Origin of the sequence: Polaromonas naphthalenivorans CJ2, assembly GCF_000015505.1 — a bacterium.
GTDB classification, from domain to species: domain Bacteria; phylum Pseudomonadota; class Gammaproteobacteria; order Burkholderiales; family Burkholderiaceae_C; genus Polaromonas; species Polaromonas naphthalenivorans.
This window is the reverse complement of record NC_008781.1, coordinates 876,326-899,372: the sequence shown is the minus strand read 5'-3', so window position 1 is coordinate 899,372 and position 23,047 is coordinate 876,326. Positions and strand designations below refer to the sequence as shown.

Below are 23,047 nucleotides of genomic sequence, written 5' to 3'. Positions count from 1 at the left end.
CAGGTTTTATCGGGAAGAGACTGACTCGACGGGCATGCTCAGCATGCTTTCAATCAAGCCTCGGGCATAAGGCTGGCCAGCGCTGGCCAGGCCAGTGGGGTTATCGTAGGAAAAGCCTGCGGGCGCGCCAGCCAGCGGCATGTCGGTCAATTCGAACTGCAGGTCTTCAGGCTTGGTGCCACCCAGAATAGCGGCCACCTCATCGCCCCGGCCCCGCGCATCGGCCAGCTTGCTCAGGGCAGCCATGCGCTCGGCGTCAAGCACCATGGAGTTGGCGGTCAGTCCCTGTTCGAGCAGTTTTTGATGCAGTGAAAAGCCTGCCAGCGGGTTGGCATTGAGTTTTTCCAGACGGATGTAGGCCCAGGCATCAGCCTTGTCAAACACGGTAGCCGCCACCCAGCCCACCCCCGTGAGGGAGCCCCGGTTGGCCGCTGCCTGCTGCATGGCACCGATGGCCTGGTTTTGCGTCAGGCGCTGGGCCGAACTGGCCAGTTCACCGCGTAGTTTTGAAGCAGCTACCGCGCTGGCCTGTTCGATCAGCTGTTTTTTCAGCGCTTCGGTGGCGGCCGCAGCGGCTGCTGACTGGGCTGCGCTGACCGCCGCGTTGGCAGCCAGCGCAGCGCCCTTGAGGCCTGATACCACGGTGAAAACCTGGTACAGCGAGCCGGCAATCCTGGTGCCATAAGCGTAGGCTTTCATGCGCGCCCCGCCCTCTTCGGACAGTCCCTGGGTCCACAGCACGGCCCACAGGGCTTCGTCTTCGGTCAGGTTGGCTTGGGCCACTTCAAGCGGGTGCAAGCTCAAGAGCCAGTGGTAGTCCTGCGCCTTGGGCGTATTGGGCGGCGCCAGCCGGGCGTAGCCCCGGCAGACCTTGAAAGGCGTGACCCGCAGGGTTTTTCCGCTGAACAGTTTGATGTCGAACGGACTGCCCGCATCACGCCGCTCAGCCAATGCGAGCAGCATTTTTTCGGAATTTTCGCGGCTGTAGCCGGCGATGTCTTGAATCTTGTCGCGCAGCTTCAGCTCAGAGTCAGGCGCCGCCCCAACCACGGTGATGCGCTCATCCACCCCCAGCCCCCTGACCCAGGCCACGCGTTCGTCTTCGGTCCAGTCGTAACTCGTCGCGACGGAAAAAGGCAATTCCCACTGGGTGTCGCAGTCTGCATCCTTCAACGCGGCTGATCGGGAGATGGCCGGACGCAGCACTTGTTCACCCGCACCAAAACTGCGGATGTGGCCGAGCAGTTCTTCATTGACCTTGCGGCCATCATCGACGGTGTATTTGGGACTGGCGCATGCCGTGATGAGAACAATGACGATCAGCGTGAATATCCGGCGCATGGTGCAAGCTCTCCTGTGAGCTTGCAATTGTTACATGATGAAACTTTTTTTCCGACCAAAAACACTTGAGTTTCCATCGAATGGGTGGAAGGCCGCCTTGCTCTGAATAAGGGCTGGCTGTTGCACAACCCCAGCCCCCTTCACTCGCCCCGATTGCGCATCCAGTCCGCCGTCTGGAAAAACGAGGCGTTCAGCCGGGCGCGCAGGGCTTCATCGACGCCGGTTTCAACCATCGCCTGGTCCATGCAGGCCAGCCACTGGTCGCGCTCTTTGATGCCGATGCTGCCGCCGCCGGTGTGTTGCGGCATGTGGCGCTGGCGCAGGCGCGGGTGGCCGAAACGCTCGGTGTAGTGCTGCGGCCCGCCCAGCCAGCCGCACAGAAACCAGAACAGCCGCTCCCTGGCGTTGTCCAGCGTGCTGCCGTGGGCGGCCCGCAGCGCAGCGTAGGCGGGCTCCAGGTCCATCAGGTCGTAGAACCGCTCGACCAGCGCCTTGACGCGCTCTTCGCCGCCTATCCAGGCGAACGGGGTTTCAAACGGCGGCGCTTCGGCGGGGGTTTCTTCGATTGGCATAAGACATGAAAGGGTTATTGGGATTTGCGCAGCGTTTCTACCACGGGCGTGTTGAGCACCGCGCGCAGCCCCCACCAGCCGGCCGCGAGTGCCAGCGCGGCACCGGCCAGGCTGCCCAGCACCGGCACGCTCCACGAGCCGGTCCAGCTGAAATCGAACACATAGCGCGCCAGCCCCCAGCCGACGACCAGCGACACCAGCGACGCCAGGAAGCCGGCCAGCAAACCGACGCCCGCCAGTTCGGCGCGCTGCACCTGCCGCAGCAGCGACGCCCGGGCGCCGACGGCGCGCATGATGGCGAATTCTCTAGCGCGCTCCTCGCGCGTCGCTGTGATGGCCGCGAACAGCACCACCAGTCCGGCCGCCAGCGTGAAGCCGAACAAAAATTCGACCGCCCGGATCACCTGGTCGAGCACCCGCTGCACCTGCGCCAGCGTGCTGCTCATGTCCACATTGGTGATGTTCGGAAACGCCCTGACCAGGGTGTTGTCAAAGCTCTGCGGCCGGGGCTGGCCAACCGTACCGGCCACCGGGTCCGCCGGCTCGGGCGCGCGAAAGGCGCTGATGAAGGACACCGGCACCTCGGCGGCCATCTGCGCCACCGGGTACATGACGAAGAAATTGACATGCATCGACCCCCAGTCCACCTTGCGCAGGCTGGTGATCTTCGCCTCGCTGGCCTGGCCGGCGATGTCAAAGCGCAGGCTGTCGCCGAGTTTCAGGCCCAGCGTCTTGGCCAGGCCTTCCTCGACGCTGACGGCGTCCTTTTCGCCGGCGGTCCAGCGGCCCGCGACCACTTCGTTGTGGACCGGCTTGTCAAGGCTGTTGGACAGGTTGAACTCGCGCTCCACCAGCCGCCTGGCGCGGTCGTCTTCGTAGTTGTCGGGCGTGATGTCCTTGCCGTTGACCGCCACCAGCCGGCCGCGAATCATCGGATACCAGTCGAACTTCTTCACGCCGCCGTTCCGCAGCGCCTGCTGGAAGGCATCGCCCTGGTCGGGCTGCACGTTGATGACGAAGCGGTTGGGCGCGTCCGGCGGCGTCGCCTGGCGCCAGCTGCTGATCAGGTCGGTGCGCAGCAACACCAGCAGCATCAGCGCCAAGAGGCCAATGGCCAGCGCGCTGGTCTGCACCACCGCATAGACCGGGCGGGCCGACAGCTGGCGCGTGGCCAGCACCAGCCAGCGCGGCGCCGTGGTTTCGTTGACGCTGGCGCGCAGCAGCCTGACGGCGGCGTAGCTGGCAGCGGCAAACACCAGCACGGCGCCCAGAAATCCGCCCACGGCGATCAGGCCGAGCTTCAAGTCGTTGCTGGCGGCCATCAGCAAGGCGGCAAAGCCCAGGATGCCCACGCCCAGCACCAGCATCGACACCGGCTTGAGGTTGCCGACATCGCGGCGGATCACGCGCAGCGGCGGCACCGAGGCCAGCTGCAGCACCGGCGGCAGGCCGAAAGCCAGCAGCAGCGTCAGCCCCATGCCCATGCCGAAAGCCGCCGGCCAGAGGGTCGCGGCCGGCAGCGTGCTGCTCACCAGCCCGGCCAGCAGCAGCACGAACACGTGATGCACGGCAAAGCCAAGCGCCACGCCCAGCGCGCTGGCCGCCAGCCCGGCCAGCACGAATTCAAAGCCGTAGGCCAGCGCAATCGTGCGCTGCGGCTGGCCCAGCACGCGCAGCATGGCGCAGTCGTCCAGGTGCCTGGACGCAAAGCTGCGCGCCACGATGGCCACGGCCACGGCGCTGAGCAGCGCGGCCAGCAGCGCGACCAGGTTCAGGAATTTTTCGGCCCGCTCCAGCGTCTGCTGCATCTCGGGACTGCCGCTTTCCAGCGACTCCAGCCGCGCGCCGCGAAGGCCGGTTTCGGCAACCGGTTTTTTCAGTTCATCGGTGGCCCAGCGGACATAGGACTTGACGGCCTGGGCGTCATCGCCCGCCACGGCAAAGCGGTAGCTGGTGCGGCTGGCCGGCTGAATCAGGCCGGTGGCCGCCACGTCCGCCTCGTTGAGCATCACGCGCGGCGAAAAGCTCATGAAGCCGGCGCCCCGGTCGGGCTCCTGCACGATCACGCGGGTGACCGTGAAACTGGCGTCGCCCATCAGCAGCGGCTGGCCGAGCTTGAGCCCAAGCGCGTCGAGCAGCGAGGCGTCGGCCCAGGCGGTGCCGGGCGCGGGAATGTCGCGGGTCGGCTGCGCGGTGCTTTCATCCAGGCTGCCGGCCACGTTCATGCTGCCGCGCAAAGGGTAGCCTTCGGGAACGGCCTTGAAGGCGACCAGCTTGGCTTGGCCGCCGTCCTCGTCGCGCGCCCGGGCCATGGTCGGAAAGGTGACGGTCGAGATGGCCTTCAGACCGAGCGCCCGGGCTTTTTCAATGAAGGCCGGCGCAATCGGGCCGTCGCTGCGGATGACCGCATCGCCGCCCAGCAGTTGCAGGGCGTCGCGCTTGAGCCCGCCATTGAGCCGGTCGGCGAAAAATCCGACCGCCGTGAGCGAAGCCACCGCCAGCGTGACCGCCACCATCAGCAGCCGCAACTCGCCAGCGCGCAAATCGCGCAGCAGGGTTTTCCAGCCGAGCTTGAGAAAAAGAGTGTTCATGGGACGCGTACCTTAGCGCAGAAGGGTTAACCAGGGCGCAGAGAAGGAGTTGGGGTGAGGCTCGGCAGCCTGCGCCACAGTGAAGGCAAAAACCGTTTGGGTGATTTCCACATCCCTAAGTGCGGGCGGCCTGCGTCATGTCAGGCGCCTGGCCCACATAGCGCCCGCGCGGGCGGATCACTTGCGCCACGCCCAGTTGTTCCAGGCTGTGCGCCAGCAGTCCAATGCTTCGCGCCGTTGCGAAGAGGCCAAAAGCGGCATCAACGGGCAGGCGGTGGTGCGCCACCAGGGCGGCCAGGGCCACGTCGATGTTGGGCTGCAAGCCGGTCAGCGTCGTCACCTTCTGGATGAAGCGCGCGATCACCTCCGGGGGCTCGAACAAGGCCAGCAAGGCGGCCGCGCGCGGATCGCCATCGGGATACAGGTGATGGCCAAATCCTGCCAAGGGCAAGCCGGTGGACAGGTAATGGGCCACCACCTGGTCTTCGCCCAGCCGTTCCACTTCGCTGAACAGCGCCTGGACGCGGCCCGAGGCATCGCCATGCAAGGGACCCGAGAGGGTGCTCAATCCGGCCAGAAGGCAGGCCGGCAACGAGGCGCCTGTCGAGGCCGCAATGCGCGCGACAAATGCTGAACTGGTCAATTCGTGATCGACCAGCAGCACCATGGCCGTTCGCAGCAAATCGGCCACCTGGGTCGATTGTTTCCAGCCTTGCGCAAAGCGCAGATGCAGCGGCTCGCACCCCGGCTGGGCACCGAACGAAATGGCCAACTGACCCACCAGACACTGGCCTTCGTTGTGCAGCACCCGGATCAAGCGTCCGCGGGTGGAATGTCCGTCGGCCGCCAGGGCGGCCAAGCCCGTGAAAGCCGCGACGCGCCCAGGCTTGCCCGAGCGCATCGGCATGGATGACGCAGAGGAAGAAAAATCGACGGCTTGCTCGGCGCCCCACAAAAGTTGAGCCACCTCTTCCAGGGTAGCTGACCGGGCCAGATTCACCGCATCCTGGCCCCGGTAATACGGGCGCCCGCGAAAGAACGCGCACAGGGCCGTCGGGATGCTGGGCTCCGAGCCGAACAGCGTGTTGGCGGCCAGGGTCTCGTGTTTGCGGCCGGCCTGTTTGCGTTTGGCCAGGCCGGCAACGTCCTCGGCGCGGTACAGGCTGCGGCGTGTGTCGGCCGGGTCGGGCATGACCTCCAGCTTGCCACGGCTCACGTAGGCGTAAACCGTCTGAGGCCGCACGCCAAGAAGGCAGCACGCCTCGTCCATCGAAATCCAGGAAGCCATGGTCGAACCCAAGAAATTTATATATGTTGATTTTATACATCAATATTGACCAATAGATCAATCATTTACTAACATGCCCACATCTTCGAAAAACCACCTTGAACGCATCGGGCCTCGTCTGCCCCCATTGAAAGAATTGACATGAAACCTCGGCTCCTGCAACTCAATCCCATCCTGATCCCCGCGATCAACGACAAGCTCGCATCGCTCTACACCGTCCACAAATTCTTCGAGGTGACGGACCAGCAGGCCTGGCTGCGTGAACATGGCGCATCCATCGCCGCCGCGATCACCGGCGGGCACACCGGCATTTCACGAGCGATGCTGGAGCAGTTGCCTGGCCTCAAGGTGGTGGCCGTCAACGGCGTCGGCACCGACGCGGTGGACCTGGCGTACTGCCGAGACCGTGGCCTGCCCGTCACCGCCACCCTGGGCGCGCTGACCGAAGACGTCGCCGACCTGGCCATCGGCCTGCTGATCGCGGCCTGCCGCAACCTGTGCGCCGGCGACCGCTTCGTGCGCGGCGGCCAGTGGGAGCTGCACCCCCAGCCCAGCGCCATCCCGCTGGCCCGCCGGTTCAGCGGCATGCGCATTGGCATCGTCGGCATGGGGCGGGTGGGCCGCGCCGTCGCGACCCGGGCGGCGGCTTTTGGCTGCCCAATCAGCTACACCGACCTGCACCCCATGGACGACGTTGCGTACCAGTTCGTGCCGAACCTGGTGGACCTTGCGCATGACGCCGACGCGCTGGTGCTGTGCGCGGCGGCGGACAAGGCCGAGGGCATCGTCAACGCGGCCGTGCTCGAAGCGCTCGGCCCGCGCGGCTTCCTGGTCAACGTCGCCCGTGGCCGCCTGGTCAACGAGGCCGACCTGACCGAGGCGCTGGCGGCCGGCCGCATCGCTGGTGCGGGCCTGGATGTGTTCGTTGATGAACCCCGCGTTCCCCTGGCGCTACGCCAGTCCGACAGCGTGACCCTGCAGGCCCACCGCGCCAGTGCCACCTGGGAGACCCGTACCGCCATGGGCGAGATGGTGCTCGAAAGCGTCGCCCAGGCCCTGGCGGGCGAGCGCCCGGCGATGAGCCTGACCACCTGATCTGACAAAAAAACCGGAACACCCCGGAACGCCAAAGAACACCAAGGAGACAAATCCATGTTCACCCGATACTTCCCGCTCACCATGGCCATCGCCCTCGGCTTGATGGCGGCCGCGCCCGCCTTCGCCCAGACCTACCCTTCCCGAATGGTGACCCTGGTGGTGCCCTTCCCGCCCGGAGGCGGAACCGACACGGGCGCGCGCATCATTGCCGAGCAACTGGGCAGGCGCTGGGGGCAAACCGTCGTCATCGACAACAAGGGCGGCGCAGCCGGGCAGATCGGCGCAGACCTGGTCGCCAAGGCCAAGCCGGACGGCTACACCCTGCTGCTGGGCAACATTGGCACGCAAGCGATCAATCCATCCTTGTATCCCAAAATGCCGTACAACCCGGACACGGCGTTTGCTCCCATCTCCCTGCTGGCCGAACTGCCGCTGGCCATGATGGTCAATCCGGGCGTCCCGGCAAACACGGCCACCGAATTCATCGCCCTGGCCAAGTCCCGGCCGGGGCAACTGAGCTACAGCAGCGCGGGTGCCGGCGGCGCGCCGCACCTGGTGGCGGAAATGTTCAAGGAACAAACCGGCACTTTTATCCTTCATGTGCCCTACCGAGGCGGGGGTCCGGCCATCGCCGATCTTCTCGCCGGCCATGTGCAGTTGTCCTTCATGACGGTGCTGGAAGCCTCCGGACACATCAAGGCCAAAAAACTGCGCGCCCTGGCCGTGACCAGTAGCAAGCGCGTGCCGGCACTGCCCGACGCGCCCACGCTGTCGGAAAGCGTGCTCCCCGGGTTCAACGCCGTCTCCTGGCTTGGTTTGCTGGCCCCTGCCGGCACGCCACCGGCCATCGTGGAGAAGATCGCCGCCGATGTTCGCAGCATCTTGTCAGACGAATCCGTCAGGGCGCGCTTCGTGTCGCTGGGCGGCGTGCCGCGCGCGACAACACCGCAGGAATTTGCCCAGTTGATCGCAGGCGACAGGCGGCGCTACGCCCAGATCATCCGCGACCGAAAAATTTCCACCGAATGACGGCCATGACGGACTTCGTTTTTCCGGCGCCTGCGCCAGCCACCGTTGCAGTGGCCGGTAGCACTGCGGTTTTTCCTGTGGGCCGCGTGTTTTGCATCGGCCGCAACTACCGCTGGAGCCAGGACGAGGCGATGCCTCAAGAAATGCCCGCCTGGTTCATGAAGCCCGCCAACGCGGTGGTGCACGCCCATGGCGTCCTGCCCTATCCCCCGGCGACCGGCGACTTTTGCCATGAGATCGAACTGGTCGTGGCGATTGGCCGTGGCGGCCGGGACATAGCCCCGGCGCAGGTCGAGCCGCATCACATCTGGGGCTATGCCGCAGGACTCGATCTCACGCGGCGCGACCTGCAACAGCAAGCCAAGCGTGCCGGTGGCCCTTGGGAGGCCGCCAAAGCCTTCGACCACTCGGCCCCCTGCACGCCCCTGGTGCCGGCTGCGGCTTGCGGCCACCCCAGACAGGGTGCCGTGTGGCTGACGGTCAACGGCATCGAACGGCAGCGCGCCGATGTGTCCGGCCTCTTGTGGCCAGTGGCCGAACTGGTGGCCATGCTGTCGCGGTCGGTGACGCTCATGCCCGGCGACCTGATCTACACCGGCACACCCGCAGGCGTGGGCCCGCTGCAACCCGGCGATGTCGTTCAGGGCGGCGTGGCAGGCGTCGGCCAGTTTTCCATGACCGTGGGCAGCACCCGCCACGCAGATTCAATACCCATGACAGGAGACTCCCTTTGAACACCACCACCCTCAAAAAGATCGCATTGATCACCGGCGCAGGCAGCGGCATCGGCCGCGCCGTGGCCCTTGGCCTGTTGAACGACGGCTTCAGCGTCGTGCTGGCGGGCCGTCGCGCCGAGCCGTTGCGGGCGCTGGCGGCCGAGGCCGAAGCGCGTGGCCAGACGGCGCTGGCCGTGCCCACCGACGTGAGCGACCCGGACAGTGTGCAGGCGCTGTTCGCCACCATCGAGCGCAGCTTTGGCCGACTTGATCTGCTGTTCAACAATGCCGGCGTGAACGCCCCGGCGGTGCCGATGGACGAGCTGCCGCTGGACAAATGGTTCAGCGTGCTCAACACCAACGTGACCGGCGTGTTCCTGTGCGCGCGCGCCGCTTTCGGGCTGATGCGCCGCCAGTCGCCGCAGGGCGGGCGCATCATCAACAACGGCTCGATCTCGGCGCACACGCCGCGCCCCTTCACCGCGCCCTACACCGTCAGCAAGCACGCGGTGTCGGGCCTGACCAAGGCGTTGGCACTGGACGGGCGCGCCTTCAACATCGTGGCCAGCCAGATCGACATCGGCAATGCGCTGACCGAGCTGTCCGAGCGCATGACGCGCGGCGTCTTGCAGGCCAACGGCACGGTCGCATCTGAACCCATGATGGACGCCAACCACGTGGCCAACGCGGTGCGCCACATCGCTGGTCTGCCGCTGGAGGCCAACGTGCTGAACATGACCATCATGGCCAGCGCCATGCCCTACGTCGGGCGCGGCTGACATGCAGACGCTTCATGAAGATTGACGACGATTTACCCAACCACAAAAGGAGACAACCATGCAACTCACATCCCTGTTCAAGACCCTCGCCGTCTCGGCGTGCCTGGTCGCGGTTCCGACCCTGGCATCGGCCCAGGCCTACCCGACCCACGCCATCAGGATCATCGTGCCCGCCCCGCCGGGCGGCGCTATCGACACCATTGCCCGCGTCGTCGGAGACAAGATCGGGGCCTCGATGGGGCAGCCGGTGATCGTCGACAACCGTCCCGGCGCATCCAATAACCTCGGCACGGATGTCCTGGCCAAATCAGCGCCCGATGGCTACACCATCGGCATCGTGGGCGGCAGCCACAACACCAACAAGTTCCTGTTCAAGAACCTGGGCTGGGATCCGGAGAAAAGCTTCGAGCCCATCGTCTACACCCACGAGGTTCCTCTGGTGTTCGCCATCTACCCGCAGATTCCCGCCAAGACACTGCCCGAGTTCGTGGCCTGGATGAAGGCCAATCCAGGCGAGGCCAAGGTGGCCACCTCTGGCCGCGGCAGCGCGCAGGAAATGGCGGCCGAGATGTTCCGCATGGCCAGCGGCGCGCCCATGCTGCTGGTGCCCTACAAGGGCTCTTCGGCCGCTCACCCGGATCTGCTGGCCGGGCGCACCGCGCTCTACATCGACACCATCAGCGCCATCCAGTCGCAGGTCAAAGCCGGCAACGTGCGAGCCGTTGCAGTGTCAACCCGCAAGCGAAGCATGTCTTTGCCGGACGTGCCGACCGCGAACGAACAGGGGCTCAAGGGCTACGACGCCAACACGAATGGCGGCTTCCTGGCACCGGCCGGCACGCCCAAGGCGATTGTCGCCAAGCTCAATGCCGAGATCAACGCGGCGCTCAAGCTGCCCGACGTGCGGGCCAAGCTGGAGGCAGCCGGTATCGAGATCCAGGGCGGAACGCCGCAGGAGTACGCCGCGCTGATCAAGTCCGACCTCGCCAAGTGGGGCAAGGTCGTCAAGGACGCGGGCATCCAGCCGGAGTGAGGCCGCAGGCCATGGCCGGATTCTGTCCCACGGCGACTCGGCGCCTTACCGCACAACAACGGGTTACGTAGCCTGCAATCAGGCGTCCTGGCTATTTTGAGCATCAGGTTTGCTCACCAGCCCCGGCTGGAGCTTCAGCCGCTCGGCATGGGTGTAGCAGAGAAAGCGCTTGTTGGTCGCCCGGCCAATCGCGCACAAACCCACCGATTGCGCCACCTGATGGCCCATCTGCGTGATGCCGCTGCGCGAAACGACGACCGGCACGCCCATTTGCGCCGACTTGATGACCATCTCGCTGGTCAGGCGGCCCGTGGTGTAGAAGACCTGGTTCGCATCACTGAAGGACGAGTTTTCGTTCATCCACATCCACCCGGCAATCGTGTCAATCGCGTTGTGCCGGCCCACATCCTCGACGAACAGCAGCATGTCGGCTTCGCCCGAAGCGGTCGAGAACAGGGCGCAGGCATGCACCGAGCCGGCCGACTTGTAGGTCGTTTCCTTGAGCCGGATGGTGTTGACCAGGCCGTAGAGCTGGCTTTGGGTGATGAACTCCCCGGCGGGCAGCCTGATGCTGTCCACCTCGTCCATCAGGCCGCCAAACACGCTGCCCTGCCCGCAGCCGGTCGTGACGACCCGCTGCGCGGTTTTTGCCTCGATGTCCTCAATGCCGTGGCGGGTCTTGACGGCGGCGGCGCCGACTTCCCAGTCAACGGTGATGGATTCGATGTCGGCGACTTCCCGGACCAGCCGCTGGTTGCGCAGGTAGCCGAGCACCAGCAGTTCGGGATTCGCGCCCAGCGTCATCAGCGTGACCAGTTCGCGCTTGTCAACATAGACCGTCAGCGCGCGTTCGGCGGGAATCGAGACTTTTTGGAGTTCGCCGAATTCGTTGACCGCCTCGATCTCGCTGGTCAACGGGGCTTGGGCTTGCGTCAGGTAAGGAAGGGTCATGTTTGGAAGACTAGCGTAAAAAAGGCCGGCGCCTTGCGGCCCGGCCTTTGGAAGAAGATTGCGATTTCACGGTTTTTTATCGGGATTCATGACGGCATCGGGCACCTTGCTGCCGGGCGGGCTGGTAGCCGTGGCGGCCGGTGAATGGGCGCCCGAAGCTTCCAGCGGCTTGGCCGCTTCAGCCGGCGTGTACGCGAAAACGCCCGGGTCGGTGCACGGTGGCGTGGCTGTCGCCGGCTTGACCTCCTTGGCCGCCGCCTGGGCCGACTTGAAATAGCTGGCCGCCGCACGGTCCTGCGACTGGCACAACTGGTAGGCATCAACCTTGCCGGCCCAGGCCGCCCTGGCCGCAGCTTCGTCAGATTTCGCCTTCGCTTCGGGTGAAGGCGGCGGGAGCCTGGCCGCTGCCAGCGCGCAGCCGCCAAGCAGCAGGCCGGTGGTCAGAAGTTTTTTCAGGGTCATGGTGAATGCCTCGCTCTTGTCTTCAGGCCTGGACCGCCGGGCTGGCGGGCGGCGCGGGTTCGCTGCGCTGCGCGGGAATGCGCCCCGCCTTGATGTCGTCATGCCAGAACTCATGGTGTTCTTTGGCCCAGGTTTCATCGACGTAGCCGGTCCTCATGCCCTCGTAGGCGCCTTCCATGCCAATCGTGCCCATGTAGATATGCCCCGTGAACATGGCCATCATCAGGACCGTGGCCACGGCATGCACCATGTGCGCGATCTGCATCGTGCCGCGCTCATACACCAGGCCGGGCAACAGCTTGTCGAGCACCAGCCCCGAAGCCACCACCACCATGCCGAGAAAAAAGACGCCGCCCCAGAACACCAGTTTTTCACCCGCGTTGAAGCGGTGCGACGGCACTTCCTTGCCCGAAAACATGCCTCCGCCCTGAAGCAGCCAGCGCAGGTCGCCCCGGCTGGGCAGGTTGTCGCGCACAAAGGTAAAAAACACGATCAGCAGCGAGACGACAAACACCGGCCCGGCAAAGTTGTGCAGGTTTTTCAGCGCATAGGCCAGCCAGCCGAACAGCATGCCGCCCATGACGGGCAGCGCAAAAAACTTGCCGAATGCCATCACGATGCCCGAAATCGCCAGAATCGAAAACGCAATGGCGTTGGCCCAGTGCGCCGAGCGCTCAAAGGGCGTGAAGCGCTCGACCCTGCGGCCGGTTTTGGCGCCATGCAGCTTGATGCTGCCCTTGCCCATGTAGAACAGGGCAATCGCGCCAAGGACGATCAGCAGCAAGGCGCCGCCGTAGGGAATCAGCCAGTGGTTGCGCACCTGGCGCCAGGCTTCACCGGCGTTGGTCAGGCGCGAGCCAGGGTACTGCACGAAGGGCTGGATCAGGTTGCCGGCCTCGGGCGCCTGGGCCTTGGGCAGGCTGCTGTAGCCCGTCGCGCCCGCGCCGACCTGGTGCCACATTGGCGCGTTGTTGCCGGGCTGGACCCGGGCGCGCTCGCCATTGGTCTGGCTGGCATAGCCCGGAATCTCACTGGCGTCGGGTTTGACTTCAAAGATGTTCTGGCCCTGGATGCCGCCCACGGCAGCCGGCGCCACCACGGAGGGCGATGAAGCGGCAGGCGCAGGCGCTTGCGCACCGGCCGCGCCCGCCAGACAAGCCGCTATTAAAAACAGAGCTAATTGCGCTTGTCTCATAAGGCCTCCGCCGCATTTATGTCTTGGAGTATTCGTTCTGGGAGTTCTGCATGCGGGCCTTGAGCCCCTGCTCCCAGCTGCTCTTGTCGCCCGGCCTCCAGCCCGGTGCGACAAACGGGTTTTGCGCCCCCTGAAACGCAGCCGCATCGCTTTTTCTGCCGCCCAGCGTCTGCGGCTTTTCACTGCAGGCCGACAGAGCGGCCAGGGCGGCCAGCACCGGAACAAGCACGGCAAGGCGCGTCATGATTTGCCTCCTGCGGGCGGCTGGCCGGCCTGTTTCGAGCCGTAAGCCGTTCCCCAGCCCCAGACTTCGGCGCCCTTGCCGCGCTGCACCACCCGGTTGCGGAAAATGTCGGCCACCACGTCGCCATCGCCGGCCAGCAAGGCCTTGGTCGAGCACATCTCGGCGCAGGCCGGCAGCTTGCCTTCGGCCAGGCGATTGCGGCCGTACTTTTCAAACTCGGCCTGGCTGCCGTTGACCTCGGGGCCGCCGGCGCAGAAGGTGCATTTGTCCATCTTGCCGCGCACGCCGAAGCTGCCGGTGGAGGGAAACTGCGGCGCGCCAAACGGGCAGGCATACGAGCAGTAGCCGCAGCCGATGCAGATGTCCTTGTCGTGCAGCACCACACCCTCGTCGGTGCGGTAAAAGCAGTTGACCGGGCACACCGCCATGCACGGCGCATCGCTGCAGTGCATGCAGGCGACCGAAATCGACTTTTCTCCGGGAACGCCGTCGTTGAGCGTGACCACGCGGCGGCGGTTCACACCCCACGGCACCTCGTTTTCGTTCTTGCAAGCCGTGACGCAGCCGTTGCATTCGATGCAGCGCTCCGCGTCACAGACAAATTTCATGCGTGCCATGGTTTCAGGCCCTTTCCACGTTGCAAACGGTTGTCTTGGTTTCCTGCATCATCGTCACGCTGTCGTAGCCGTAGGTGGTGCCGGTATTGGCGGCTTCACCACGCACCACCGGGTGCGCGCCCGCCGGGTAGTAAGCCAGCATGTCGGCGCCCTGCCAGCGCCCCGAGAAGTGGTACGGCATGAACACGGTATCTGGCCCGACGCGCTCGGTGACCAGCGCCTGCACATTCAGGCGCGCGCCGGTCGGCGTGCTGACCCAGGCGCGTTCGCCGTTGCGGATGCCCTTGTTGGCGGCCACCTTGGGGTTGATCTCGATGAACATTTCCTGCTGCAACTCGGCCAGCCACGGGTTGGAGCGGGTTTCCTCGCCGCCGCCTTCGTACTCGACCAGCCGCCCGGAGGTCAGGATCAGCGGAAATTTTTCATGCACCTTGTCGGCGATGTTCTTGTCCTGCAAGGTCTTGTACAGCGTCGGCAGGCGCCAGAAGGCTTTCTTGTCGTCATGCGTCGGGTACTTGGCGACCAGGTCGGGCCGGATGCCGTAGAGCGGCTCGCGGTGCTGTGGAATCGCGTCGGGGAAATTCCACACCACGGCACGCGCCTTGGCATTGCCGAACGGATGGCAGCCATGGTTTTTCATGACCACGCGGATGATGCCGCCCGACGAGTCGGTTTTCCAGTTCTTGCCTTCAGCGGCAGCTTTTTCAGGCTCGCTCAGCTCATCCCACCAGCCGAGCTTTTTCATCAGGATGTGGTCAAACTCCGGGTAGCCAGTGGTGATGTCGGCGCCTACGGAATGTGAACCATCTTCCGCGAGCAGGTTTTTGCCCTCGCGCTCGACGCCGAAGTTGGCGCGGAAGTTGCCACCGCCTTCCATGACGTGTTTCGAGGTGTCGTAGAGGTTGGGCGAACCGGGATGCTTGAGTTCAGGTGTGCCATAGCACGGCCATGGCAGGCCGAAATAATCGCCCGCCGTGTCATAGCCGGTTTCCTTGTCCTTGCCGCCCCTGGACTTGAGCGTCTTGACATCGAACAGGTGCATGTTGCGCATGTGCGCCTTCAGGCGCTCCGGGCTCTGGCCGGTGTAGCCGATGGTCCAGCAGGTCTTGTTGATTTCGCGCAGGATTTCTTCGGGCATGGGCTCGTCCATGCCCTTGACCTGCTGCATCTTGAAGTTCTTGGACAGTTCCTTGCCAAAGCCCAGCCGGTCGGCGAACTGCTGCATGATCATGTGGTCGCTGCGGCTTTCCCACAGCGGCTCGATGACCTTTTCGCGCCACTGCAGCGAGCGGTTCGACGCCGTGACCGAGCCGCTGGTCTCGAACTGCGTGGCGGCCGGCAGCAGGTACACCGCACGGTTCGGATTGAGGTCTTCGGCCTTGCCCGGCATCGCGGCCATGGCGGCGGTGGCCGACGGGTACGGGTCCACCACGACCAGCAGGTCGAGCTTGTCCATGGCCCGCTTCATCTCCAGGCCCCGGGTCTGGGAGTTGGGCGCATGGCCCCAGTAGAAAACGCCGCGCAGGTTGGAATCCTGGTCGATGAATTCGTTTTTCTCCAGCACGCCGTCGATCCAGCGCGACACCGTGATACCGGGCTTGCCCATCATCGCGGGCGATGCGTAGCGGCCCTTGATCCAGTCAAAGTCCACGCCCCAGGCCTTGGCGAAATGCTTCCACGAACCTTCGGCCAGGCCGTAGTAGCCCGGCAGCGAGTCGGGGTTGGGGCCGACGTCGGTGGCGCCCTGCACGTTGTCATGGCCCCGGAAGATGTTGGTGCCACCACCGGACTTGCCGACGTTGCCCAGCGCCAGTTGCAGGATGCAGGAGGCGCGCACGATGGCGTTGCCGGTGGTGTGCTGGGTCTGGCCCATGCACCAGACGATGGTGCTGGGCCGGTTCTGGCTCATCATCGTGGCCACCTTGAGCACGGTGGCTTCGTTCACGCCGCAGGCTTCCTCGACCTTGTCCGGCGTCCATTTGGCCAGCACCTCTTCCTTGACCTTGTCCATGCCATAAACACGGTCATTGATGTACTGGGTGTCTTCCCAGCCGTTCTTGAAGATGTGGTGCAGCACGCCGAACAGGAAGGGAATGTCCGAGCCCGAGCGGATGCGGATGTAGTCGTCGGCCTTGGCGGCGGTTCGCGTGAATCGCGGATCGACCACGATCATCTTGCAGCCCTTTTCCTTGGAGTGCAGCATGTGCAGCAGGCTGACCGGATGGGCCTCGGCGGCGTTCGAACCAATGTACAGCGCGCACTTGCTGTTTTGCATGTCGTTGTACGAATTGGTCATGGCGCCGTAGCCCCAGGTGTTGGCCACGCCGGCGACCGTGGTCGAGTGGCAGATGCGGGCCTGGTGGTCGCAGTTGTTGCTGCCCCAAAAACTCATCCACTTGCGCAGCAGGTAAGCCTGCTCGTTGTTGTGCTTGGACGAACCGATCACATACACCGAGTCCGGGCCGCTTTCCTTGCGCAGCGCCAGCATGCGCTCGGTGATTTCACTGAGGGCCGTGTCCCAGCTGATGCGCTCGTATTTGCCGTTCACCAGTTTCATCGGGTAGCGCAGCCGGTACTCGCCGTGACCGTGTTCGCGCAGCGCCGCGCCCTTGGCGCAGTGCGCGCCCAGATTGATGGGCGAATCAAACACCGCTTCCTGGCGCACCCAAACGCCGTTTTCAACCACCGCATCGACCGCGCAGCCGACCGAGCAGTGCGAGCAGACGGTGCGCTTGACCTCGATTTTCGAGTTGCCCCCGGCCTCGCCGGGCGCGGCTGCCCTGGCTTTCCTGACCAGCGTCAGCTGGGTCGCCGCCAGGCCGACGCCGATCCCCAGGCCCGAGCGCCGCAGGAAGGCGCGCCGGTCCATGGTCGGAAGTGCGTTGGACAGGCCGCGCGCCAGGCTTTGCACAAAGCGCGCGGTGCCAGGGCGATGCGCTGCTTGACCCGGAAGGCCGGAGGATTTTTTCGTGAGCAGCATGGCGCTCTCCGTGAAAATTGGAAACGGAAAAACGGGGGGAATGAGTCAGACGCGCGCGGTTTGGTAGTAGCGCTCGACATGTTCCGAGGCGCTGTAGCCACCGCCTTTTTCAGGCGCCGGCCTGGGCGGCGCCACGGCGACTTCAGGTGCCTGAACGCCAGGCAGCGCCATCACGGCTGCGGCGGCTGCTCCGGTGGCGGCGGCACCGAAAAAGAAACCCCGGCGCGAAGGTTTTGGCGGGCTGTCGTGCATTTGTCTCTCCCTGAAAATTGACTGCTATGCAACTACTTTCATAACTGTACGCCTGACAAAGATGCACCACAATGGTTCGCGGAACGCAAAGCGGCAAACCAAGGGAAAACCATCAGTCATTGGTGATGGCCTACAGCGCGGCCTTTAAAAAACCGCTTGACCCGCTTCAGTCCAGCATGTCGAAACCTTGCGCTTCGACGCCGGTGAAGGCTTGCGCGAAGGCCGCAACGGCCCGATAGAAGCGCGCCTTCGGATGCTGCATGACGGCCTCGCACAGCATGGGAAACCAGGGCTGGACATGGCGCGTGAAGAACTCGCGCTGGCGCGTCAGGTTGGCTACTTCCACATCGTCGCCGGCGATCAGGTAGCGCATGACTTCGCAAATATAGGCCGCATGGTCTTCGGTATCAAGCATGGCCTCGTCGCGCGCCAGGCCGAGCGCCGCCAGGTCGGCGCGCAGGGCCGCCAGCGGTTTTTCATTGAGGAATCCGCTGAGGTAGTGGGAGCCGAACAGATAGACCTCGGGCTTGCCCACGCCGCCGAACAGAGCGTCGTATTCGCTGCGGGTAGCGGCCAGCGACTGTTCTCGCGCGCTGGCGACCAGTTCGCCCCACGGGCTTTCAAGCAGGGCGCCGGCGGCCGGGGCCTGGGTGACGGCGACGCGCAGCCGGTCGTACAGATCGGCGCTGGGCGCTGTATAGAGCAGCGCGGCCAGCAATCCGTACACCTCGGCGCGCGCGGTTTCTTCGTCCAGGGTGGAGGCTGTGAGTTGGGCTTGCATGGGTTCCGGGATGGGTTAGCGGATATCGGAAATCCGGACTTCGTTGTCGGCCGAGTAGATGTCGATCACGCGGCAGTCGCTGCACATCTTCAGGCGCTCGGCCGCCGCGCCCTGGAACATGGCGTGCCCGGCCAGTTTGCCGAGCATGGCTTCAATCGCCTTGAGCGTGCCGAAGGGCCGGCTGCAGCGGATGCAGGCATAGGGCTGCATGGCGTTGAGCACCACGGCTTCCTTGCGCTGCGGCGTGAGGCGAAGCTGGGGCAGCAGCGCCAGTGCGTTTTCCGGGCAGGTCTTGACGCACAGGCCGCACTGCACGCAGTTCTTCTCGATGAACTTGAGCTGCAGGCTGTCCGGGTTGTCCTGCAAGGCGCTGGCCGGGCAGGCGTTGACGCAGCTCAGGCACAGCGTGCAGGCGTCCTTGTCGATGGCCAGGCCGCCCAGCGGCGATGCGGCCGGCAGCGCAATCGCTTCTTCGGCCTTAACTTCGGCCTTAACTTCGGCCTTAACTTCGACCTTAACCTGCGACTGCGGCGCCTGCGCCATCAGATGGTCGAGCGCCAGTTCCAGCGTGGCGCGCTTGTCGGCCTGCACGGCAAAGCCTGCCGCCTGCGCCACGCCTTGCGCCGCTGGCGCCTGCAACTGCGCGTCGAGCGCCGGCAGGTCGCGCGCGTCCTTCGCGTCAAGGATGCGGAAGTGTTCGCCCTGGTAGCCCAGCCCGGCAAGGATGGCCTGCGCCACGTCCATCTGTTCGCGAACGGCTTGGCGGTACTGGGGCGCTTCTTCGTCCGTCATCAGCACCCAGACCTGCGACGCGCCATAGGCGACCGCCGACAGCCACCGTTCCAGACCGCTTGATGCGGTATGAAACAGGCCCAGCGGCATCACCCGCGCCGGCACGCCACGGGTCGCCGGGTCGAGCCGGGCCATGCGGCCCAGATCGCCGAGCAGCCGCGTTCCGGCTTCCTGGCTGTGCAGCAGGAGCGCGGCGCTCCTGCCGCCCGCCCTGGCGTAGGTGCTCAGCAGGGTCTTGATTTTGGCGCCCTGCTCGGCCGGGCGCGGATAGGCGTAAGAGATGGCGCCGCTCGGGCAGACCGTGGTGCAGGCGCCGCAGCCGACGCACAGGTTCGGGTTGACCTTGATTTGCTGGCGGCTTTTATCGCTGCTGATGGCCGAGGCCGAACACACGTCAATGCAGGCGCTGCAGCCAATTTTTTCATTGCGGCTGTGGGCGCACAGCTTTTGCCTGTAGTTGAAGAACTTGGGCTTTTCAAACTCGCCGACCAGCGCGCGCATCTGCAACAGCGTGCGGCTGTCCTGGCCGTCCCAGCGGAAGTAGCCCTGCGGCAGCGCATGCTGGGTGAACGCCGGCGTGGCGCGCAGGTCCAGCACCAGGTCGAATTTTTCGCTCAGGCTTTGCGGTTCGCGGCCAAAGTCAATCGCGCCGGCCATGCCGCACGCCTTGACGCAGTCGCGGTGGGATTTGCACAGGGTGCTGTCAATCTGGTAGTCGAAACCGATGGCGCCTTCGGGGCAGGCCGACAGGCAGGCATTGCAGCGGGTGCACAGGTCCAGGTCAATCGGGTTGCTGCGCGTCCACGTCAATTCAAACGCGCCCAGCCAGCCGGTCAATTGCTTGATTTTCCCGGCCAGCACCGGATAGCGCCGCTCCTGCACACCGCCGCCCTGCCCCGCGCCCAGGCTGAACAGCGTGACATCGAGCGCGTCCGCCACCAGTTCGGCAGCGCGCTCGGCCGCATCGAGTTCGCCGATGATGAGCAGGCGGCCGGCGCTTTGGTAGGTCACGGTCGGCACGGGCTCGGCGTCGGGCAGATGCGCCAGCGCCAGCAAGGCGGCGATTTTCGGGCTGGCCTGCGCAGCGTCCTTGCTCCAGCCGCCGGTCTCGCGGATGTTGACGAACCGGATCACCGAGGTCGCGCCGTCGGTCTGCTGCGCCACTTCGGCGAACAGCCGCGTTTCCTGGGTGCAGGCCACGACCACGTCGTCGCCCGACTGGATCGCCTTCTGGAACGCGCCGGCTTCGCGCCGGCACAGCGCCGAATGCAGCGTCAGGTTTTCATCCAATGCCGCGCCCAGCGCTTGGGGCTGGAGGGGCATGGTCTGGTTGCAGTTGCAGATGAGGGTGGGCATGGTCGTCGTGTTGGCTGGCGCCTGAGCTGTCGGCAGGCTCGGGCTGGCTGGGATGCTCGGAACTGACGCGCTGGGGACTGCTGGTCTCCGGGGAATCACCGGACTGTGCCACGGTTTCAGGCATGGGCTTATTGGGGTTATCGGCAGGTCCCGATGCAGCGTCGCCCTGCGTCAGCGCGCTGCGCTGGCCTTTTGCGGCCTCTTGCTCTTCCTCGTCAAAAATCTTCAGCAGCTTCGCGCCGACCATCCGGCGCAGCATGGCCTGCGGAATCGGGTCGGGCCGGGAGTAGTCGTCGATATAGGTATCGAGCCCGTCCATCACGTTGTAGTGCGGATCGGTGAACAGCTTTTTCATCGCGGCGTTGCGCACATCGCCAGCCACATTGCGCGCCATGAAGGGCTTGAAGTCGGAGTCCCGGGTCAGCAGCTTCACATCGTCGAGGGACAGCAGTTTTTCGGGCGGCTCTGCCGCAGGCATGCCGGGCGATGGCGCGCCTGCCGGGGCGGCGTTTACCGGAACGCCGGCCACGGGTACGGTGCTTGCGGGCACGGCGGGCTCGTCGTCCAACGGCCGGCCCTGCAGCGCATCGGTCTTGCGGCGCGCCCAGCGGCCGAGGAATCCGGGGCGCTCGTCAGCCACGGCCGCCTCCGCCGAACTTCTTTTCGGTGCTGACGCACGCCGGGCTGCCGAAGCGGTCCACCAGCGGCTTGAAGCTTTGCGGGCGCTGGCGGCGCTTGGCTTCGAGCACATGGTGTTCATCGACAAAATGCTGCATCCACTGCACCACATCGGGCGGCGCAGGCACCTGCTCGACGGTTTCCTGCGCGTCGAGCCAGCGGCCGGCATCGTGGTAGCTCAGCGTGACGGTCTGCGGCACGGCAATCGGCGAGTCGGCCAGCGCCGCTTCTTCCTCGATGCGCCAGACCACCCAGAAACACGGCTGCGGCGTGGTCACGTTCAGGTAATAGCCCTCGGCATCGCCCCGGTGCAGCTCCACCCGAAAGCCGGGGTGCAGCCAGCGCTCTTCATTCGCATCTTTCAGCAGCAGGCGCGGCTGCCGGCCGAAGCCGTCCTCATGCGGCACGACATCGGCCAGCACCCAGCGCCAAGGCTGCCAGGCGCTGGCGATGCGCTCGCGGCGCATGACCACGGCCACGTCCATGCACGGGCGGCGAAGGGCTTCGTCGGACTCGGGAGACTGCACCAGAAAGTCAGGCATGCCGGCAGTGTACGGCGGCCCGCCTGCATGCCGGCATGAGGGTTTTTCCGCCTGGCGCTGCGGTAGGATGGTGAGCGGAACGGCCTGCGTTTTGCGAACCATCCAGGCAACTTCTATGGGCTTGCGCCAGCGATCACCCGTCGCCGGACTTTTTGAGTGGGGTCTTTTTCATGGACTATCAAGCGTATTCCCGCCGTGGCCTGGGCCGGCTGCTGGGCTGCCTGACGCTGCTGGCGGCTACCGGCTGCGCGACCCGGCCGGCCACTGCCCCGCGCTCCTTGAAGTCGGCCCAAGCCGGAAGCGACATCGCCCTGTTTGCGCTGTCCCTGCTCGACATGCCTTACGTGTCGGGCGGGCGCGGTCCGGCGACGGGATTCGACTGCTCGGGACTCGTCTCGCATGTGTACCTCCAGGCCGCCGGCATCCGCCTGCAGGGCAGCGCGGCGTCCATGGCCAAGGCCGCACGCGCGGTCAACCCGGCCGACCTGCTGGCCGGCGACCTGGTGTTTTTCAACACGCTGGGTTATTCCTTTTCGCATGTCGGCATCTATGTCGGCGACGGCCGGTTCGTGCATGCCAGCAACCCGCGCACCGGCGTGAGGACCGACCGGCTCGACAGCAAATACTACGCAGCCCGCTTTGAAGCGGCGAAGACGGTATTGGGCTGATCGCGCTGCGGCCTGTTGGCATGGCGGAAACGCCCGAATCGCCCCGCTCCATCCTCTGGCCATCACTACAAAATGAATAGCACACTGCGCAGGCAGGCCGTGCGCAAAGCCGCTATTTCATCCACAAATAGCGATGGACGGCGGCTCAGCGCTTCCCTGGCAGCGGCGACCAGGCCGGCCGCGCCTTGCGCCCGGTGTCCACGACGACCAGATAGCGGCCCGGCGATGGCGTGGGCGTGCGGTCCTCGCGCAGCACCCACAACTGGTCTCCGCTGGCCACTGCGCGTTCGTAGTCTTCATCGAGCAGGGCATGGCGGTCGATGAAATCATTGAGCGTTGCCGGAATGCGCACGCAGCCTTCGGACTGCGCCGTGCCCAGGCGCGGCTCCGCCAGAACGGGATCGGTGGAATGCATCTGCAGCCGCAGCTTGCCCATCGCGCCATCGCCCCAGCCGCGCGGCGACTCGACCCAGCCAAAGTCGTAGATGCGCAGGCCCTTGACGCCATAGCCGCGAAAACCGAGCTTGTTTTTCGTGCCCTCGGCGCGGAAGTCCGGATTCGCCAGAGAATGGTCAAAAACGCCCAGCGGGGTCAGGAAATGCTCGTAGCGCCCGGGCAGGCCGGTCGATACCGGCGTGGCCCCGACGAAGCCCCAGCCGCGCTCGGCCGAACCCCAGTACAGCAGCGCGGCCTGCACCTTCGGGCTGCGGTCCACCAGCACGATGAACTGGGGCGCGGCCAGCGTCACCTGCGCCTTGGCCAGCGCGCCTTGCAGGCGCGAGGCATACGCCACGCGCTCGTCGTCGGGCAGCAGCAGGCGCGGGGCAACATCGCGCGCAAACTCGGCGGCCAGCGGCACGGGGCCGGCAGATTCCACGCCATCGGCCAAAGCGCTTGACGCCAGCGCCGGGGTGCTCAGGCCCAAGCCGATGAGAGCGCCCAGCGCGAGGGTCGCCGCGCGCCTGCGCAGCAACTGCCCGGTTTGAGCCATGGACCGGGGCGCCAGGCCAGCGGCGGCGCCGGCCTGTATTTTTTTGAGCTGCGGTATGACAGGGAGTCCAGTATTCATGGACTCATTGTGC

At 65.4% G+C, this 23,047-nt stretch carries 22 protein-coding genes; 6 read left to right on the top strand and 16 right to left on the bottom strand.

The features are described 5' to 3' along the window. Positions 1 to 6: 6 nt before the first annotated feature. The 4 genes from PNAP_RS04215 to PNAP_RS04200 all read right to left on the bottom strand — a co-directional run bounded on the left by PNAP_RS04215 (position 7) and on the right by PNAP_RS04200 (position 5,792). Positions 7 to 1,341: a hypothetical protein gene (locus tag PNAP_RS04215; RefSeq protein ID WP_011800260.1), complete on the bottom strand. Its 1,335-nt coding sequence runs from the start codon at positions 1,339 to 1,341 to the stop codon at positions 7 to 9. Positions 1,342 to 1,481: 140 nt separating this feature from the next. Then, positions 1,482 to 1,913 (bottom strand): group II truncated hemoglobin, encoded by a 432-nt coding sequence (locus PNAP_RS04210; RefSeq protein WP_011800259.1) that lies wholly within the window; start codon positions 1,911 to 1,913, stop codon positions 1,482 to 1,484. 14 nt (positions 1,914 to 1,927) lie between these two features. Next, entirely contained in the window at positions 1,928 to 4,504 is a 2,577-nt protein-coding gene (locus PNAP_RS04205; RefSeq protein WP_011800258.1) for an ABC transporter permease, read from the bottom strand. A 115-nt stretch (positions 4,505 to 4,619) separates the two neighbouring features. Further along, positions 4,620 to 5,792 carry a citrate/2-methylcitrate synthase gene (locus PNAP_RS04200; RefSeq protein WP_011800257.1) on the bottom strand — a complete coding sequence of 391 codons (1,173 nt, stop codon included), beginning with the start codon at positions 5,790 to 5,792 and terminating at the stop codon, positions 4,620 to 4,622. A gap of 141 nt (positions 5,793 to 5,933) precedes the next feature. Between PNAP_RS04200 and PNAP_RS04195 the strand changes: the two genes are divergently transcribed. From PNAP_RS04195 to PNAP_RS04175, 5 genes are read left to right on the top strand one after another with little or no spacing between them, the layout of a single operon-like run. Beyond that, positions 5,934 to 6,887 (top strand): 2-hydroxyacid dehydrogenase, encoded by a 954-nt coding sequence (locus tag PNAP_RS04195; protein WP_011800256.1) that lies wholly within the window; start codon positions 5,934 to 5,936, stop codon positions 6,885 to 6,887. A gap of 57 nt (positions 6,888 to 6,944) precedes the next feature. Next, entirely contained in the window at positions 6,945 to 7,919 is a 975-nt protein-coding gene (locus PNAP_RS04190; protein WP_011800255.1) for a Bug family tripartite tricarboxylate transporter substrate binding protein, read from the top strand. Between the two features lie 5 nt (positions 7,920 to 7,924). Further along, positions 7,925 to 8,653, top strand: a complete 729-nt coding sequence (locus tag PNAP_RS04185; protein WP_041376988.1) for a fumarylacetoacetate hydrolase family protein — start codon at positions 7,925 to 7,927, stop codon at positions 8,651 to 8,653. Continuing rightward, positions 8,650 to 9,414 carry an SDR family oxidoreductase gene (locus tag PNAP_RS04180; protein ID WP_011800253.1) on the top strand — a complete coding sequence of 255 codons (765 nt, stop codon included), beginning with the start codon at positions 8,650 to 8,652 and terminating at the stop codon, positions 9,412 to 9,414. Before PNAP_RS04185 ends, PNAP_RS04180 begins: the two co-directional genes overlap by 4 nt. Positions 9,415 to 9,472: 58 nt before the next feature. Beyond that, the gene (locus PNAP_RS04175; protein ID WP_011800252.1) at positions 9,473 to 10,447 is read left to right on the top strand and encodes a Bug family tripartite tricarboxylate transporter substrate binding protein; all 975 of its coding nucleotides are present in this window, start codon (positions 9,473 to 9,475) and stop codon (positions 10,445 to 10,447) included. 78 nt (positions 10,448 to 10,525) lie between these two features. Here PNAP_RS04175 and PNAP_RS04170 read toward each other — a convergent pair whose 3' ends face one another. The 11 genes from PNAP_RS04170 to PNAP_RS04120 all read right to left on the bottom strand — a co-directional run bounded on the left by PNAP_RS04170 (position 10,526) and on the right by PNAP_RS04120 (position 21,297). Then, complete coding sequence (locus tag PNAP_RS04170; protein WP_011800251.1) at positions 10,526 to 11,398, bottom strand: formate dehydrogenase accessory sulfurtransferase FdhD; 873 nt, start codon at positions 11,396 to 11,398, stop codon at positions 10,526 to 10,528. A gap of 66 nt (positions 11,399 to 11,464) precedes the next feature. Continuing rightward, entirely contained in the window at positions 11,465 to 11,860 is a 396-nt protein-coding gene (locus PNAP_RS04165; RefSeq protein ID WP_011800250.1) for a hypothetical protein, read from the bottom strand. A 22-nt stretch (positions 11,861 to 11,882) separates the two neighbouring features. Further along, positions 11,883 to 13,055: a formate dehydrogenase subunit gamma gene (locus PNAP_RS04160; RefSeq protein ID WP_011800249.1), complete on the bottom strand. Its 1,173-nt coding sequence runs from the start codon at positions 13,053 to 13,055 to the stop codon at positions 11,883 to 11,885. Positions 13,056 to 13,071: 16 nt separating this feature from the next. After that, positions 13,072 to 13,299, bottom strand: a complete 228-nt coding sequence (locus PNAP_RS04155; protein WP_011800248.1) for a hypothetical protein — start codon at positions 13,297 to 13,299, stop codon at positions 13,072 to 13,074. Further along, complete coding sequence (gene fdh3B, locus PNAP_RS04150; RefSeq protein WP_011800247.1) at positions 13,296 to 13,916, bottom strand: formate dehydrogenase FDH3 subunit beta; 621 nt, start codon at positions 13,914 to 13,916, stop codon at positions 13,296 to 13,298. The genes PNAP_RS04155 and fdh3B overlap by 4 nt, the downstream gene beginning before the upstream one ends. A 4-nt stretch (positions 13,917 to 13,920) precedes the next feature. Next, positions 13,921 to 16,896 carry a formate dehydrogenase subunit alpha gene (locus tag PNAP_RS04145; protein WP_011800246.1) on the bottom strand — a complete coding sequence of 992 codons (2,976 nt, stop codon included), beginning with the start codon at positions 16,894 to 16,896 and terminating at the stop codon, positions 13,921 to 13,923. Positions 16,897 to 16,941: 45 nt separating this feature from the next. Further along, a complete protein-coding gene (locus PNAP_RS04140; RefSeq protein ID WP_041376513.1) occupies positions 16,942 to 17,148 on the bottom strand; it encodes a formate dehydrogenase in 207 nt (68 codons plus the stop codon). A gap of 166 nt (positions 17,149 to 17,314) precedes the next feature. After that, positions 17,315 to 17,929, bottom strand: a complete 615-nt coding sequence (locus tag PNAP_RS04135) for a TorD/DmsD family molecular chaperone (protein ID WP_011800245.1) — start codon at positions 17,927 to 17,929, stop codon at positions 17,315 to 17,317. 15 nt (positions 17,930 to 17,944) lie between these two features. Next, on the bottom strand, positions 17,945 to 20,077 hold the full coding sequence (locus PNAP_RS04130; protein WP_011800244.1) for a 4Fe-4S binding protein: 2,133 nt from the start codon (positions 20,075 to 20,077) through the stop codon (positions 17,945 to 17,947). Next, the gene (locus PNAP_RS04125; protein WP_011800243.1) at positions 20,004 to 20,717 is read right to left on the bottom strand and encodes a DUF3306 domain-containing protein; all 714 of its coding nucleotides are present in this window, start codon (positions 20,715 to 20,717) and stop codon (positions 20,004 to 20,006) included. The genes PNAP_RS04130 and PNAP_RS04125 overlap by 74 nt, the downstream gene beginning before the upstream one ends. Further along, positions 20,710 to 21,297, bottom strand: a complete 588-nt coding sequence (locus tag PNAP_RS04120; RefSeq protein WP_049763734.1) for a DUF3305 domain-containing protein — start codon at positions 21,295 to 21,297, stop codon at positions 20,710 to 20,712. Before PNAP_RS04120 ends, PNAP_RS04125 begins: the two co-directional genes overlap by 8 nt. A gap of 170 nt (positions 21,298 to 21,467) precedes the next feature. On the opposite strand from PNAP_RS04120, the gene PNAP_RS04115 reads away from it, so the two are divergent. Next, positions 21,468 to 21,965, top strand: a complete 498-nt coding sequence (locus PNAP_RS04115) for a C40 family peptidase (protein WP_011800241.1) — start codon at positions 21,468 to 21,470, stop codon at positions 21,963 to 21,965. A 145-nt stretch (positions 21,966 to 22,110) separates the two neighbouring features. Here the strand turns inward: PNAP_RS04115 and PNAP_RS04110 are convergent, their stop codons facing one another. Next, complete coding sequence (locus tag PNAP_RS04110; RefSeq protein WP_232290751.1) at positions 22,111 to 23,034, bottom strand: L,D-transpeptidase; 924 nt, start codon at positions 23,032 to 23,034, stop codon at positions 22,111 to 22,113. Between the last annotated feature and the right edge of the window lie 13 nt (positions 23,035 to 23,047).

Excerpts from the sequence above, each read along its gene's own strand:
- PNAP_RS04210 (WP_011800259.1), bottom strand. The coding sequence starts at position 1,913 with ATGCCAATCGAAGAAACCCCCGCCGAAGCGCCGCCGTTTGAAACCCCG.
- PNAP_RS04175 (WP_011800252.1), top strand. The coding sequence starts at position 9,473 with ATGCAACTCACATCCCTGTTCAAGACCCTCGCCGTCTCGGCGTGCCTG.
- PNAP_RS04115 (WP_011800241.1), top strand. The coding sequence starts at position 21,468 with ATGGACTATCAAGCGTATTCCCGCCGTGGCCTGGGCCGGCTGCTGGGC.
- PNAP_RS04135 (WP_011800245.1), bottom strand. The coding sequence starts at position 17,929 with ATGCAAGCCCAACTCACAGCCTCCACCCTGGACGAAGAAACCGCGCGC.
- PNAP_RS04195 (WP_011800256.1), top strand. The coding sequence starts at position 5,934 with ATGAAACCTCGGCTCCTGCAACTCAATCCCATCCTGATCCCCGCGATC.
- PNAP_RS04165 (WP_011800250.1), bottom strand. The coding sequence starts at position 11,860 with ATGACCCTGAAAAAACTTCTGACCACCGGCCTGCTGCTTGGCGGCTGC.
- PNAP_RS04170 (WP_011800251.1), bottom strand. The coding sequence starts at position 11,398 with ATGACCCTTCCTTACCTGACGCAAGCCCAAGCCCCGTTGACCAGCGAG.
- PNAP_RS04215 (WP_011800260.1), bottom strand. The coding sequence starts at position 1,341 with ATGCGCCGGATATTCACGCTGATCGTCATTGTTCTCATCACGGCATGC.
- PNAP_RS04140 (WP_041376513.1), bottom strand. The coding sequence starts at position 17,148 with ATGCACGACAGCCCGCCAAAACCTTCGCGCCGGGGTTTCTTTTTCGGT.
- PNAP_RS04110 (WP_232290751.1), bottom strand. The coding sequence starts at position 23,034 with ATGAATACTGGACTCCCTGTCATACCGCAGCTCAAAAAAATACAGGCC.
- PNAP_RS04145 (WP_011800246.1), bottom strand. The coding sequence starts at position 16,896 with ATGCTGCTCACGAAAAAATCCTCCGGCCTTCCGGGTCAAGCAGCGCAT.
- PNAP_RS04120 (WP_049763734.1), bottom strand. The coding sequence starts at position 21,297 with ATGCCTGACTTTCTGGTGCAGTCTCCCGAGTCCGACGAAGCCCTTCGC.
- PNAP_RS04130 (WP_011800244.1), bottom strand. The coding sequence starts at position 20,077 with ATGCCCACCCTCATCTGCAACTGCAACCAGACCATGCCCCTCCAGCCC.
- PNAP_RS04155 (WP_011800248.1), bottom strand. The coding sequence starts at position 13,299 with ATGACGCGCCTTGCCGTGCTTGTTCCGGTGCTGGCCGCCCTGGCCGCT.
- PNAP_RS04205 (WP_011800258.1), bottom strand. The coding sequence starts at position 4,504 with ATGAACACTCTTTTTCTCAAGCTCGGCTGGAAAACCCTGCTGCGCGAT.
- PNAP_RS04185 (WP_041376988.1), top strand. The coding sequence starts at position 7,925 with ATGACGGACTTCGTTTTTCCGGCGCCTGCGCCAGCCACCGTTGCAGTG.
- PNAP_RS04190 (WP_011800255.1), top strand. The coding sequence starts at position 6,945 with ATGTTCACCCGATACTTCCCGCTCACCATGGCCATCGCCCTCGGCTTG.
- fdh3B (WP_011800247.1), bottom strand. The coding sequence starts at position 13,916 with ATGGCACGCATGAAATTTGTCTGTGACGCGGAGCGCTGCATCGAATGC.
- PNAP_RS04200 (WP_011800257.1), bottom strand. The coding sequence starts at position 5,792 with ATGGCTTCCTGGATTTCGATGGACGAGGCGTGCTGCCTTCTTGGCGTG.
- PNAP_RS04160 (WP_011800249.1), bottom strand. The coding sequence starts at position 13,055 with ATGAGACAAGCGCAATTAGCTCTGTTTTTAATAGCGGCTTGTCTGGCG.